Here is a 13,425-nt window from a genome sequence, read left to right as displayed (position 1 = left end):
ACATGAACCTGGGTTCCCTGGGCTCCATGGGCGGCCTCTTCTCCGTCCCGGTCCTCTACGCCCTCGGCTGCGGTGTCGCCGTCGGCGGCGGGCTCGCGCTGCTGATCCTCGCCATCCGCGGCCTGCCCGCCAAACCCGACCACGAGAAGCAGAAGGCCAACGAACGGGCCGCCGAGCTCATCCGGTTCGCCGGTCAGCGCGGTTCCCTCGCAGCCATCATCGGCCTCGCCGTGCTGCTGCTGACCCGTTGGGCGGTGGCCGGTGTCGCCGCCGGTGTCCTGGTCTTCTTCTGGGACAAGCTGTTCGGCGGCGCCGCCGAGGAGCGGGCCGCCATGAAGCGCGTGGAGGCGCTCGCCTCCTGGACCGAGTCGCTGCGTGACACCATCGCCGGCGCGGTCGGCCTGGAGCAGGCCATCCCGGCCTCCGCCCGCGCCGCCGCGCCGATCCTCCGCCCACACCTCGACGCCCTCGTCGACCGGCTGCGCGCCCGCACCCCGCTCCCCGACGCGCTCCAGCACCTCGCCGACGAGATCAACGACGCGTCGGCGGACATCATCGTGGCGGCGCTCATTCTCAACGCCCGCCTCCGGGGCCCGGGTCTGCGCCAGGTGCTCGGCGCGCTCGCCAAGTCGTCGCGCGAAGAGGTCGACATGCGCCAGCGCGTGATGGCCCAGCGGGCGTCCACCCGGCGCTCGGTGCAGATCGTGGTCGCCGTGTCGGTGGCGTTCGTCCTCGGCCTCGCCGTCTTCAACCGCGACTTCGTCTCGCCGTACGGCACCGCCGTCGGCCAGCTCGTCCTCGCCCTGGTCTGCGCTCTGTTCGCGCTCGGCTTCTGGTGGCTGCGCAAGCTGTCCACCATCGAGACCCCGGAGCGGTTCCTGGTCCGCGACCAGTCCTCCGTTCAGTTCGTACGACCGCCCCGCACCGCGCCCGGGCAGCCCGGTCAGCCGGGCCAGCAGCAGCTGCCCACCGAGGAAGGAGTACGCCGATGAACCTCACGATGCCGATCCTCGTCGGCGTGACCCTCGGACTGGGCGTCTACGCCCTGATCCGGGCCCTGATGCCGTCCAAGCGCAGCGCCGTCGCCCAGGTCGCCCGTATCGACGCGATGCGGGCGCGCGGCGCGGCCTACGAGTCGGCGCGGGGGACCCGGGACACCGGCCGAATCGGCTCACTGCGCGCCGACGTCGGCGAACGGGTCGCCGAGTTCTACCGGCAGCAGGGCTGGGAACAGCGCTCACTGCGGGCCGACCTCGCCGTCCTGGACCGCAGCTGGGAGAAGTTCCTGGCGACCAAGGTGCTGCTCGCGGCCGGCGGCCTGATCTTCGGGCCGTTCCTGTTCGCCGTCGTCTACACGATGGGCTTCGGCCACAGCCCGGTCATCCCGGTCTGGCTGGCCCTGGTCTGCTCGGCCCTGTTCTTCTTCCTGCCCGACCTGGAGGTACGACGGGACGCGGCCGAGAAGCGCCGGGACCTCAAGCGGGTCATCGGGGCTTACCTCGACCTGGTGTCGATGAGCCTCGCCGGCGGCCGTGGCCTGCCCGAGGCGCTGATGGCGGCCGCCGAGATCTCCGACGGCTGGGCCAACCAGCGCATCCGCAACGCCCTCTCCGACGCCCGGATCACCGGCGTCAGCCAGTGGCAGGCCCTCGGCGCGCTCGGCGAGGAGCTGGGCGTCGAGGAACTGAAGGACCTGTCGGCCTCGCTGGCACTGGTCGCGGACGACGGCGCCAAGGTCCGTGAGTCCCTCGCCTCCCGCGCCGAGACCATGCGCCACCGCGAACTCGCCGAGATCGAGGGCAGCGCGGGCGAGAAGTCCCAGTCGATGCTCGTCGCCCAGCTGCTGCTGTGCGCCGGCTTCCTGGTTTTCCTGATCTTCCCGGCGGCGATGCGGGTGTTCCAGGTGTGAGCTGTTCCAGAGACCTTCGACAACTGCTGATTCGATCAAAGTAACGGGAGAACCCACCATGAGCGGACGGAACCTGACCGGGAGGAACTTCAGCACCGGGATCCCGGCGATGGACTTCCTCGTCACCTTTCTCCAGGGCCGCGTGCAGCGTGCCCGCTCCGGCGAACTCGACCGCGGTGCCTCCGCCGTCGAGTGGGTCATCATCTCCGCGGTCGTCGTGGCGATCGTCGGCGTCGTGGCCGCCATCATCAACGCCGCGCTGAGCGACGGCGCCAAGAAGGTCGGCGACTGCATCAAGGGCGCCAACGCGAGCGGGACCTGCTGAGCGCACGTACGACGACGGGGGTGACGGGGATGTCTGTGGGCGTGAGCAGAGGCCTGCGCGGCTGGGTGCGCCGCCGGGCTGCCGCCGCGCGCGGTGACTCGGGCATGACCGCGATCGAGTTCGTGTTCCTCACCCCCGTCCTCTTCTTCATGATCTTCGCGACCGTGCAGTTCGCGCTGTACTTCTTCGCCGACCACGTGGCCCAGGCGGCGGCCCAGGCCGGCGCCCGCAAGGCCCGTGCCACCGCCGACGCCGAGCCCGGCGCCTGGCGCGGCGAGGCGCAGGACGTGGTCGACTCCTACATCAGCCAACTCGGGCCGCAGCTGGTCCTGTCGCCCGACGTCAAGATGCTCCAGCCGGAACAGAACACGGTCGGCGTCGAGATCACGGCTCGCATCCCTACGGTGTTCCCGGGCCTGGACCTGACGGTGCACGCGCAGTCCTCGGGGCCGGTCGAGCGGTTCGTGGAGGATAAGAACTAGATGTCCTCCGTAAGGGAAAAAGCCGTGGACGACCGGGGGTTGTCGACCATCGAGGTGGTCATCCTCGCCCCGGTCATGATCCTTTTCATTCTCGTCCTGGTCGCCTTCGGCCAGCTCGTCGACGGGCGGGGCGCGGTCGACGGCGCCGCGCGCGACGCGGCCCGCGCCGGGTCCATCCAGAAGGACCACGCCACGGCCATGTCGGAGGCCCGCAAGGCCGCCGAGGCCGACCTGTCGGACGTCTGCTCCGGCCCGGTCTCCGTCGTCCAGACCAGCGCGGGCTTCGAGCCCGACACCATCTTCACGGTCGAAGTGAGCTGCGAGGTGCGGGGCCTGGCCATGCTGGGCCTGGACATCCCGACCACCCTCACCGCGAGCTTCTCCTCGCCGCTGGACCCGTTCCGGAGGTCGGCGTGAGCATCGCGCTGCTGCGCAACTGGTGGGCCGTGCGCCGGCTCCGTCTCGACGACCGGGGCTCGGGCGCCGGCGCGGTCATCATCTTCGCCCTGGTGTTCCTGTCGTTGTCCGCCTTCGTCATCGACGGCGGCCTGTCCATCTCCAAGCGCGAACGCGCCGCCGACATCGCGGAACAGGCGGCCCGGTACGCGGCGCAGGACATCGACAGGGAGAAGCTGTACGAGGGTCAGGGCACCGCGCCGATCAACTTCCAGGACTGCGACGCCCGGGTGAAGACCTTCGCCCGCGAGATGGACATGTCCGGCGCCGACATCGCCGCTACGCACTGCGTCGCTGCCGACGCCCAACAGGTCCAGGTCGAGGTCCAGTTGACCTACGAACCGGTCTTCACGGGCATGTTCTACGGCGGCGCCATCGTGGTGCACGGCCAGGCGACCGCCGAGAACGAGGTCGGCTGAGGGCTACCCGGCGGACGGCTGTTGCCGCTGCTGCTGCGGGACTTGGCCGTTATGTTTGCCGTTGCCGTTGCCGTTGCCGTTGCCGTTGCCGTTGCCGTTGCCGTCGCCGTGCCCGGGTGTGCAGTCGTCGGCCGGTGGGGTGGCCGGAGCCGGGTCGGGGTCCTCGGTCGGCGGGGTGTCCACGGGGGCCGGGTCGGTCGGCTCGGCAGGGGGAGCGGGGTCTTCCGGCTCCGCCGGGGGAGTCGGTTCGGTGGGTTCCGTCGGTGGAGCCGGGTCGGCCGGGGGAGTCGGGTACGTGGGCTCGGACGGCGTCGGCTCGGTCGTCACGGGCGGCGCGGCCTGGCCGTCCCCCTCGCCTCCCGAGGCCGCCCCGCCGGCATCCGACGCGGCCCCACCGGTGTCCGACGGCCGGGTGACGACCGTACGCACCTGCTCGGCCGTATCCCAGGACCCGCCCACACGCTCAGCCCGTGCCGCCCCCGCACCGCCGCCCTTCCCAGTCGCCGCGGGCGCCTCCTCCGGCACCACCGGCGTCCCGGTCACCGGGACTTGGGTCACCGGCGCGTCGGCGACCGGTGTCCGCAGGGCCGGGACCGAGGCGGACCCGCCCGGGCCGAGTATGAGCACCAGCGCCGCCGCACCGGCCACCATCGCGCCCGCCGCGATCGCCACCGGCGCCTTCGTACCGCCGACGGTGGTGACCTGCCGTACGCCGTGCAGCAGGCCGCCCCCGAGTCCGCCCCCGCCCGCGTGCCCGCCCGCCGCGGCCCCGGCGGCGGTCAGGGTGAGCAGGAACTTGCCCGCCGTACCCCCGACCGCGAACACCAGCAGGGCCGGGCCGACGAGGGCCGGGAGCCGGTCGTTGGCGGTCATCAGGGCGGCGAGGCGGGCGCGGCAGTCGTCGCAGGCGTCCACGTGGCCGAGCAGCCGGTCGGACTGCCGTTCCGTCGCGGTGCCCCGCACGTAGGCCGGCATCCGGCTCCAGTGGACCTGGCAGGCGGGGTCGTCCGGCGCGCCGGTCTGCGTGCGCAGGAAGGCCTGCCGCATGCCTTCGCGGGCGCGGTGCAGCAGGACGGCGGTGGCGCCCTCCTTGGTGCCCAGCTGCGGACCTATCTGCGCCAGCGGCTGGCCCTCCGCCTCGGCCAGCCACAGGACCTTGACCCAGCGTTCGGGCAACTGGGCCAGTACGCGCACGAGCAGATCGACGGAGGAGACCTGCTCGGCCGGGTCGGCGCCGTGCCGGCCCGGCTCGGCCTGCTCGTCCTCGTGCGGATCCCGGGGCGTCTCGCGGACGGCACCGCCGGCGGCGTACGCGAGGTGCCGGACGGTCGTCATCAGATACGCCGACACGTTGTCGATCTCGTGCCCCTCGGCCAGTCGCCGCCACACCCTGAAGTGCGCCTCGGCGACGAGGTCTTCGGCGACCCAGGCGTTCCTGGTGAGGGAGCGGGCATACGCGACGAGACGTGGCTGCTGTTCCTCGTAGATCCGGGCGTAGGCGGTGGTGCTGATGACTGCAGAGGAACCGTCGTGCATGGCGGAACGCTCCAGTTGCCGGCGTGGGGCGGGGAAGGATTTGTCACTGTAGATGGCAAAACTTTCAAGCAAAGTTTCAAGCACCTGGAAAAGTGACACATGTCACTCAACTCGCTTGTGTTTCCCGCGTAATCAAACGGACGCCGGGCGCTCTCACAGTTACGACGACCTGCATCGCACCGCACCGCACCCGGAGAATCCCGTGCCCATCACGCTCGAACAGCCCACCGGTGCCCGTCTGCTCACCGCGGACGAGCAGGAGGTGGCGGTCCCCGCGACGCTTCGCTACACCTCGGCCGACCCGCAAGCCGTGCACTTCGTCTTCCCGCCGTGGATCTCCCTGGACGGCGAGGAGGTCACCTGGAGCTTCGCGCGAGCCTTGCTGGAGGAGGGCCTGGAGGGTCCGGCCGCGCTCGGCAATGTGCACGTACGTCCGTACGGCCCGGCCCGCACGGTCGTCGAACTCCGCGCGGAGGAGGGCGTGGCGGCGATCAGCTTCGCCACGTCCGCCCTCACCCGCTTCCTGCTGTCCTCCCTGAGGGTCAGCGGTTGACGGACTGGATCTCCCCTGGGCGGTGATCTCCAGGGCGGTGATCTCCAGGGCGGTGATCTCCTGGGCGGTGATCTCCTGCGTGGTGTCGAAGGTGCCGTCGGGGAGTTCGCGTGCTCTCGTCCGTGCAGTAAGTGACGGCGCGCCCCTGCCGCCGCTGCCCACGACGACCTTGGGGTCGAAGACGGGCAACTCGCCGATGACGGTGAGGTTCTTGCCGGTGTACGTCTTGATCCACGCCTTGGTCTGCCCGGCCGCCAGGACGGGCAGGGTCGGGGTGCGGCTGGCCACGGTTGAGTCCCCCCGGAGTTCGGCATGTGTGCGGCTGTGAACGAAGCTGGCAGGGGGGTATGACAGTCCCTTGTGCGCTGGTGGGGGGTTGTGTGGGGCATGTGGAGAGGCGGTGTGCGGGCCGGGTGGCGGTAACTCCGGCCAATGGGGCCCCATTTGCCGAAAGGGGAGGAAACGGGCCGCCGTTCGCGGCTCTTCCCTTCGACGCTGTCGGTGCCAGTCAATAGGATCGTCAGGGGGACCTCGATAGGCTCGATGCGCCCCCGGCCCACTCCTTCCACACACGACCCCAGGACACCCGCCATGGCGCGACGCAGCACATCAAGCTCGACGGGAAGACCGACGGGGAACCCGTCGGGTCCGCGGAACCGGACCCCGCAGCCGGTGCGGGTGCGACGGCGTACGTTCGGGGACTTCGTCAAGGCCTTCCTCGCCTTCGTGGCGCTGCTCGTGCTCGTCGTCGGCGTCCCCGGCGCCCTCGCCGTGACCGTCGGCTGGCCCCTGCCGCACAGCGCGCCGAAGATGGACTGGCTGTCGCAGCCGATCGGCGTCGACACGTTCCTGAACACCCTGACGGTCATCGTGTGGCTGGCCTGGGCCCAGTTCACGGCCTGCGTGCTGGTGGAGGTCAAGGCCGCCGTCTCCGGCGTCGGCCTGCCGAGCCGTGTCCCGGGCGCCGGTCCCAGCCAGCTGCTCGCCCGGCAACTGGTCGCGGCCCTGCTGCTGCTCGGCGCCACCGCCGCCAGCCTCACCCCGGGCCTGTCGCAGCTCGGCCACAGCATGGAGGGCAACCAGAAGGGGACGGTGGCCGCCGCCCAGGCGACCCCAGGCCTCCTCGCCCAGCAGCAGGAGCAGGCCAAGACCACCGCCGCCGCCCTCGCCGAGCAGGCCGGCCATGTCGCCGCCCAGGCCCAGGCCGAGCACGGCTCCACCGCCGCCACGCACGGAGCGACGAAGTACTACCGGATCCAGCCGCCCGAGGGCCGTCACCACGACTCCCTCTGGGAGATAGCGCAGCGCCACCTCGGCGACGGCCGCCGGTACAAGGAGATCTACGAGCTCAACAAAGACCGCATCCAGCCCGACGGCTCCCGGCTCTCCGAGGCCAGCCTCATCCGGCCCGGCTGGATCATGGAGATGCCCGGCGACGCCCACGGCGGTGAACTCGTCGAGAACCCCGACGCGCACGTCTCGCCGGACGTCCAGCAGCAGATCAGCGAATACGCCAGGACCGGCGACCACGCCCAGCAGCACCAGCAACAGCGGCAGGGCGGGCAGCACGCGGGCGAGGACGGGGCCACCGCGCAGATCTCGGTGCCCAGCCAGCGCCAGGCCGGTGACGCCGGCACGGCCGCCCATGCACACGACGCCTCCGGCCACTCCTCCTCCGGATCGGCTTCCGGATCGGCTTCCGGATCGGCTTCCGGATCGGTCTTCGGGTCCGCCTTCGGGCTGTCCGAGGCGCTGCTCGGTGCCCCGCTCCTCGCCGCCGGGCTCCTCGCCGCCCTCGGTCGGCGGCGCCGGCAGGCCCTGTGGCAGTCGGCGCTCGGCGCCGTCGGCGGCCGGCGCGGCATGGAGCCGCCGACCCCGACCGGCGACGCCCAGGACGTGCAGGACGCGCTCCTGGTCGGCGCGGACCCGGAAGGCGTACGGCTGCTCGACCGGTCCCTGCGCGGACTCGCCGCAGCCCTCACCGCCGAGTCACGTTCGCTGCCGGTGGTCTACGCGGCCTGGCTCAGCCACGGCGATCTGCATCTGCAACTCGCCCAGCCCGCGGGCAAGCCCCCCGCGCCCTGGCAGCTCGGCCAGGACCAGACGTTCTGGACGCTGACCCGCGCCGACGCCGAGCGCTACGAGGACACCGACGCCGCGGCGCCGTACCCCGGCCTGGTCAGCCTCGGCACCATGGACGACTCGCGGCTGCTGCTCAACCTGGAGGCCGTGCCCGGCATCGTCTCGCTGAGCGGCCGGGAGGCCGACCGGGCCGCCGTGTTCGCCTCGGTCGCCGCCGAACTCGCCACCAACGGCTGGTCGGACCGCATGACCATCACCCTGGTCGGCTTCGGCGCCGATCTCACCCCGCTCGCGCCCAACCGGCTGCGGCACCTCGACGACGTGGACGCGCTGTTCGAGGCGATGGAGGCGGAGACCCGGCAGCGGCGCGGCGCGCTCGGCGCCGCGGGCCACGACTCGGTCCTCACCGGCCGCACCGGCCCGGCCCAGCACACCCGCTGGGCGCCGAACCTGGTGCTGCTCGCCGCCCAGCCGTCCGCCGAGGACGCGGTGCGGCTCGCCGAACTCGCCGCCGACGCCGCCCGGTTGGGCATCGGCTATCTGGTCGGCACCGAGAGCGCCGACCTGCCGGGCGCCTCCTGGGCGATGGAGATCACCCCGGACGGCAAGCTCCTCGCCCCGCTCCTCGGCCTCGAACTGGACGCCCAGCTGCTGCCCGCCGTGCAGCAGCGCGCGGTCGTCGAACTGTTCGTGGAGGCCGACCCCGAGCGAGACCCGGACGGGCCGACCAACGCCCCGCCGTTCCTCGTCGACATCAGCGAGCAGGGGCGGCCCGCGGTGTACGCGCGGCTGGTGGGACCGTACGAGATCATGGGCCTCGACACCCCGGACGGGGACCGCAGCGCGCTTCTCCACGAGGCCCTGGCGCTCCTCCTGCTGCACCGCGAGGGCGTGCACCCGCGCGTGCTGTCGTCCGCGCTGTGGCCGCGCGGGGTGACGGAGGACGTCCGCGACGCGCTCCTCGAGCGGCTGCGGGCCTGGCTGGGCACCGACCCCGACGGCAGCCCGCGGCTGCGCGCCGACGCCACCGGCCGTCTCATGCTCGCCAAGTCGGTGGTCTCCGACCTGGACGTGCTGCGCTCCCTCTACTACGAGGCCACCCAGGGCAAGGGCGTCGACAGCCGCGCCGTCCGCGGCCGCCTCCTCACCGACGCGCTCGTGCTCGTCCGTGGCCCGTTGCTCGCCGACCGCGCGGAGAGCCGGTACCGCTGGCTCACCCACGAGATCATCGACGCCCAGCTCCCGCTGCTGGTCGCCGACATCGGCCTCGCCCTGTCCGCGTTCCACCTGGAGAAGGACCGCGCGGAGAAGGCGATCGAGGCGCTCGGCGCGGCGCTGAAGACCGCCGCGGCCGACGAGCGCCTCTGGAACGAGCTGCTGCGCGCCACCCACGCCACCGGCGACCCGGACCGCGTCCGCGCCCTCGCCGCCGACCTCGTCACCCGCAGCGGGGCGCGCGGCCTGCCCCCGCGTACCGAGGCACTCCTCGACGAACTCCTGCCGACCTGGCGCGAGGGCGCCGCCGCGACAGGATGACCGCCCTGGACCTCGCCCTCCCGGCCGCCGCCGCCCTCTGGGGTGCGGCGGCCGGCACCCTGCTGCCCCGCGCCGCGTACCGCTTCTCGGCGCCGACGGGGGAGCAGTGGCGCACCACCTGCCCCGCGGGCCACCCGCTCAGGGGCTGGCTGGGCCGCGCGCGCTGCGCGGAGTGCACGGAGCGCCCGACAGACGAGGGGGCGCAGAACTCCCCCCTCACACCGGCGCACACGACCGACCCCACGCCACCCCCCGACAAGCACCCCACACCGGCCCCCGACGACAGCCCCACGCCCGGCGCTCACCCCGTCCCGCCCGCGCCTGTGGACGGGTCCGCGCCCGGTGCTCACCCCGTCCCGCCCGCGCCTGTGGACGGGTCCGCGCCCGGCGCCCACCCCGTCCCGCCCGCGCCTGGCGACGGGTCCGCGCCCGGCGCTCCCCCCGTCCCGCCCGCGCCCGGGAAGCGGCGCACGCCCCCCGCTCGTCCCCGCGCCGTCTACGGCCCCCGCACCACCCCCCTAGCCGTCACCACCGCGCTGGTCTGCGTAGCCCTGGCGCTCGCCACCGGTACCCGTCCCGAGCTGGCCGTCTGGCTGGTGCTCGCGCCGGTGGGCGTGCTGCTCGCGGTGGTCGACTTCCGGGTGCAGCGCCTCCCCGACCCCCTCACGCTCCCCCTCGCGGCCGCGGCACTCGCCCTCCTCGGTGGGGCCGTGCTGCTCCCCGAGCACGCCGGTGACTGGCTCACCGCCCTCTACGCGGCCCTCGCGCTCGGCGGCGCCTACTTCGTCCTCTTCCTCATCAACCCCGGCGGGATGGGCTTCGGCGACGTGAAGCTCGCGCTCGGCATGGGCGCCGTCCTCGGCTGGTACGGCTGGCCCACCGTGCTGCTCGGGACCTTCGCCGGCTTCCTGTTCGGCGCGCTGTACGGCGGTGCGCTCGTCGTCGTACGGCGGGCCGGACGCAAGACGGCGATCGCGTTCGGGCCGTTCCTGATCGCGGGCGCCTTCGCGGGGCTGCTGGTCGGCGCGTACACGGCCTGAGGTCGGGCCGCTCGGAGGCCTGGCGTAGGCTGGCCAGGTCTGTCCACAACCCTTGACGAAAGGGACGCCCTGGTGACCGAGAAGGCCGACCTCCAGTCTGTCCTCGACCGTGCCGCCGCCGGTGGGCGGATCACTCCGGAAGAGGCGCTCGACCTCTACCGCGACGCGCCCCTGCACGCGCTGGGCGCCGCCGCCGACGCCGTACGCCGCCGCAGGTACGCGGGTACCGAGCACATCGCCACGTACATCATCGAGCGGAACATCAACTACACGAACGTGTGCGTCACGGCGTGCAAGTTCTGCGCCTTCTACGCGGCCCCCAAGGACACCGCGAAGGGCTGGACCCGCGACCTCGACGACATCCTGCGCCGGTGCGCGGAGACGGTCGAACTGGGCGGCACCCAGATCATGTTCCAGGGCGGCCACCACCCGGACTATGGCGTCGAGTACTACGAGAAGCACTTCAAGGCGATCAAGGACGCGTTCCCGCAGCTGGTGATCCACAGCCTGGGGGCGTCCGAGGTCGAGCACATGGCCCGGATCTCCGGCGTCACGATCGAAGAGGCCATCACCCGCATCCACGAGGCCGGCCTCGACTCCTTCGCGGGCGCCGGCGCGGAACTCCTTCCCGCACGCCCCCGCAAGGCCATCGCGCCCCTCAAGGAGAGCGGCGAGCGCTGGCTGGAGATCATGGAGACCGCGCACCGGCTGGGCGTGGAGTCCACGTCCACGATGCTCATGGGCACCGGCGAGACCAACGCCGAGCGCATCGAGCACCTGCGCATGATCAGGGACGTACAGGACCGCACGGGCGGCTTCCGGGCCTTCATCCCGTACACCTACCAGCCCGAGAACAACCACCTGAAGGGCCGTACCCAGGCCACGCTCTTCGAGTACCTGCGGATGATCGCCATCGCCCGCCTCTTCATGGACAACGTCGCCCACATCCAGGGCTCCTGGCTGACCACGGGCAAGGAGGTCGGCCAGCTCTCGCTCCACTACGGCGCCGACGACCTCGGCTCGATCATGCTGGAGGAGAACGTCGTCTCGTCGGCCGGCGCCAAGCACCGCTCCAACCGCCTGGAGATCATCGACCTGATCCGCAAGGCGGGCCGCGTCCCGGCGCAGCGCGCGACGACGTACGAGCACCTCGTGGTCCACGAGGACCCGGCGAACGACCCGGTGGACGAGCGGGTGATGTCCCACATCTCCTCGACGGCGATCGAGGGCGGGACGGCGCACCCGGAGTTGAAGCTCCTCACCTCCAACTGACCGGACCGTGGAGACGATTCACGCGGCGGACCGGGTCTTCGCCGCCTGGGACTGCGAACCGATCGAGAACGGCGCCGTGGTGGTCGTACAGGACCGGATCGGTGCCGTGGGTACGTACGAGGAGCTGTGCGAGGGGTTCCCGCAGGCGCGGGTGCGCCGGTGGCCGGGGTCCCTCGGCCCCGCCCGGCTCCACGACGGCCCCCTCCCGGACGCCCCCAGCCCGCGCGAGCGCGTGCACGCCGTGCTGAAGCTGGGAGCGGTGGTGGTCCTGGACGCGTACGTCGACTCACCCGGACTCCGGGCGGCGGCGGAACGCAATGACGTCTCCGTGGTCTCCGCACCGCGCCCCGCACGGCTCGTCGTGACAGCCAGAGCCGACCTGGCCGTCTTCGACGAGGCGGGGGCGTGCATCGCGACGGTGTGCGCGGGGCGACTTGTCCACCGACGGAAGTAGCGGCACCCCGCAAGGGGCGCGGGCTGCATCAGCATGCGGCTCCGCCGCGTGGGCGCGACCAGCCCCCACCGGCCCGCGGACGGCACTCAGCCCGCGAACACCTTCGCGAACGCCCCCGAACTCTGACTGACACCACTGCAGTTGGTCGCGGCGTCGTCGTCACCCGAACTCCCGCTCTCGCACTGCTGGTCCCGGAACGTCGACCACATCGAGACCCAGGCGATCCCCTTCTCCTCCGCGAAGCTCCGCACGTCGGCGGCGTCCGACAACGTGAGCGTCTCCCCGTCCACGTCGTTCACCCCGATCATCGAGGTCAGCGCCATCCCGCCCCACGCCCCCGCGTCGGACAGCCCGAACACCTTCTTCAGCTGCGTGTGCGTGGCCTTCGCCGAGGTGACCGCGTAGTCGCCCATGTCCCCGTCGTACGACTCGCCGTAGTTCATGGTCATGATGTCGACCGTGGAGACCTGCACGTCGTACTTGTTCGCGGACTCCAGCAGCGCGAGGCCGTCGGAGTCGAGCCCCGACGGCATCACCGGCAGGGTGAAGGAGACCTCCAGGTCCGGCCGTTCCTTCTGGAGCCGCGCGATCGCCTGCGACCGCAGGGCGACCGAGTCCGAGTCGGTCAGCGTGTCGCCCTCGATGTCGAAGTCGGCCTGGGTGGAGCCCGCGGCGTCCAGCGCTGCGCCGTACGCCGCGGCGAGCTTCGAGGCGCTGGAGCAGGTCGTCGCGAGTTCCTTGCCGGAGGCCCCGCCGAAGGACACCCGGACCGACGCGCCGTCCTGCTTCAGCTGGGAGATCCGGGACTTCACGGCCGAGCTGCCGATCGCGGTCGTCCCGTTCCACTGCGGAGTGCAGCTGCTGCCGCCGGAGATCACGAAGGCCAGGTTGTACGTCGACGGTGAGCCCGCGTCGTCCGTGCCGGCGGCCTCCGTCGCGCTGACGTAAGGCGCGTAGGACGTACTCGATGTATCGGATGTGCCTGATGTATCCGATGTGCTGGACTCGTCGGTGGCGCTCGGTGAGGCCGAACCCCGCTTCGACGGTGCGGGCGCCGCGTCCGACGTGCCGTCGGAGCCCGAGGAGCACCCCGTCACTGCCATGGCAAACAGGCAGGTAAGCCCAGCGGCTGGCCTCAGGAAACCCCGCATTAAGATGCACCCGCTCTCGTGATTTGTGTCTCAGAGTCGAAACAAACCCTGATTCGAAAGGAAAACGTCTCACACGTACATGGTGTTCAACCGTTCGATCGATACATAGAAAACTCATGGAATGAAAGGTGTGGATCGGGCGAATGGTGCGCCACAAAAGGGGTGTTGAGCAGGTTTTCCCTCCGTGGTGCTCTCCGCAGGTGTTCACAG

Annotated in this window: 13 protein-coding genes; 11 read left to right on the top strand and 2 right to left on the bottom strand. The window is 71.8% G+C overall.

What is annotated here, in order from left to right:
* Window positions 1-2 precede the first annotated feature (2 nt).
* The 6 genes from AB0N16_RS10110 (at window position 3) to AB0N16_RS10085 (ending at window position 3,591) form a co-directional block, all read left to right on the top strand.
* Entirely contained in the window at window positions 3-992 is a 990-nt protein-coding gene (locus tag AB0N16_RS10110) for a type II secretion system F family protein (protein WP_365794937.1), read from the top strand.
* Window positions 989-1,909 carry a type II secretion system F family protein gene (locus AB0N16_RS10105; protein ID WP_365794935.1) on the top strand — a complete coding sequence of 307 codons (921 nt, stop codon included), beginning with the start codon at window positions 989-991 and terminating at the stop codon, window positions 1,907-1,909. Before AB0N16_RS10110 ends, AB0N16_RS10105 begins: the two co-directional genes overlap by 4 nt.
* A gap of 73 nt (window positions 1,910-1,982) precedes the next feature.
* Window positions 1,983-2,234: a hypothetical protein gene (locus AB0N16_RS10100; RefSeq protein ID WP_351694538.1), complete on the top strand. Its 252-nt coding sequence runs from the start codon at window positions 1,983-1,985 to the stop codon at window positions 2,232-2,234.
* Between the two features lie 29 nt (window positions 2,235-2,263).
* Entirely contained in the window at window positions 2,264-2,716 is a 453-nt protein-coding gene (locus AB0N16_RS10095) for a TadE family protein (RefSeq protein ID WP_351694071.1), read from the top strand.
* A complete protein-coding gene (locus AB0N16_RS10090) occupies window positions 2,717-3,133 on the top strand; it encodes a TadE/TadG family type IV pilus assembly protein (RefSeq protein ID WP_351694068.1) in 417 nt (138 codons plus the stop codon).
* Window positions 3,134-3,135: 2 nt separating this feature from the next.
* Window positions 3,136-3,591 (top strand): pilus assembly protein TadG-related protein, encoded by a 456-nt coding sequence (locus tag AB0N16_RS10085; RefSeq protein WP_351694536.1) that lies wholly within the window; start codon window positions 3,136-3,138, stop codon window positions 3,589-3,591.
* A 3-nt stretch (window positions 3,592-3,594) separates the two neighbouring features.
* On the opposite strand, the gene AB0N16_RS10080 is transcribed toward AB0N16_RS10085, so the two are convergent.
* The gene (locus AB0N16_RS10080) at window positions 3,595-5,127 is read right to left on the bottom strand and encodes a sigma-70 family RNA polymerase sigma factor (protein ID WP_365794933.1); all 1,533 of its coding nucleotides are present in this window, start codon (window positions 5,125-5,127) and stop codon (window positions 3,595-3,597) included.
* A 202-nt stretch (window positions 5,128-5,329) separates the two neighbouring features.
* Between AB0N16_RS10080 and AB0N16_RS10075 the strand changes: the two genes are divergently transcribed.
* From AB0N16_RS10075 to AB0N16_RS10055, 5 genes are all read left to right on the top strand, one after another.
* A complete protein-coding gene (locus AB0N16_RS10075; protein ID WP_365794931.1) occupies window positions 5,330-5,680 on the top strand; it encodes an SsgA family sporulation/cell division regulator in 351 nt (116 codons plus the stop codon).
* 591 nt (window positions 5,681-6,271) lie between these two features.
* Window positions 6,272-9,298 (top strand): hypothetical protein, encoded by a 3,027-nt coding sequence (locus AB0N16_RS10070; RefSeq protein WP_365794929.1) that lies wholly within the window; start codon window positions 6,272-6,274, stop codon window positions 9,296-9,298.
* A complete protein-coding gene (locus AB0N16_RS10065; protein WP_365794927.1) occupies window positions 9,295-10,338 on the top strand; it encodes a prepilin peptidase in 1,044 nt (347 codons plus the stop codon). Before AB0N16_RS10070 ends, AB0N16_RS10065 begins: the two co-directional genes overlap by 4 nt.
* Window positions 10,339-10,410: 72 nt before the next feature.
* The gene (gene mqnC, locus AB0N16_RS10060) at window positions 10,411-11,610 is read left to right on the top strand and encodes a cyclic dehypoxanthinyl futalosine synthase (protein ID WP_365794925.1); all 1,200 of its coding nucleotides are present in this window, start codon (window positions 10,411-10,413) and stop codon (window positions 11,608-11,610) included.
* 7 nt (window positions 11,611-11,617) lie between these two features.
* The gene (locus tag AB0N16_RS10055) at window positions 11,618-12,064 is read left to right on the top strand and encodes a hypothetical protein (protein ID WP_365794923.1); all 447 of its coding nucleotides are present in this window, start codon (window positions 11,618-11,620) and stop codon (window positions 12,062-12,064) included.
* An 86-nt stretch (window positions 12,065-12,150) separates the two neighbouring features.
* On the opposite strand, the gene AB0N16_RS10050 is transcribed toward AB0N16_RS10055, so the two are convergent.
* Entirely contained in the window at window positions 12,151-13,215 is a 1,065-nt protein-coding gene (locus AB0N16_RS10050; protein ID WP_365794921.1) for a chitinase, read from the bottom strand.
* Between the last annotated feature and the right edge of the window lie 210 nt (window positions 13,216-13,425).

It is taken from the genome of Streptomyces sp. NPDC051105 (assembly GCF_040682795.1).
GTDB lineage: Bacteria > Actinomycetota > Actinomycetes > Streptomycetales > Streptomycetaceae > Streptomyces.
This window is presented reverse-complemented; position numbering and strand designations above follow the sequence as displayed.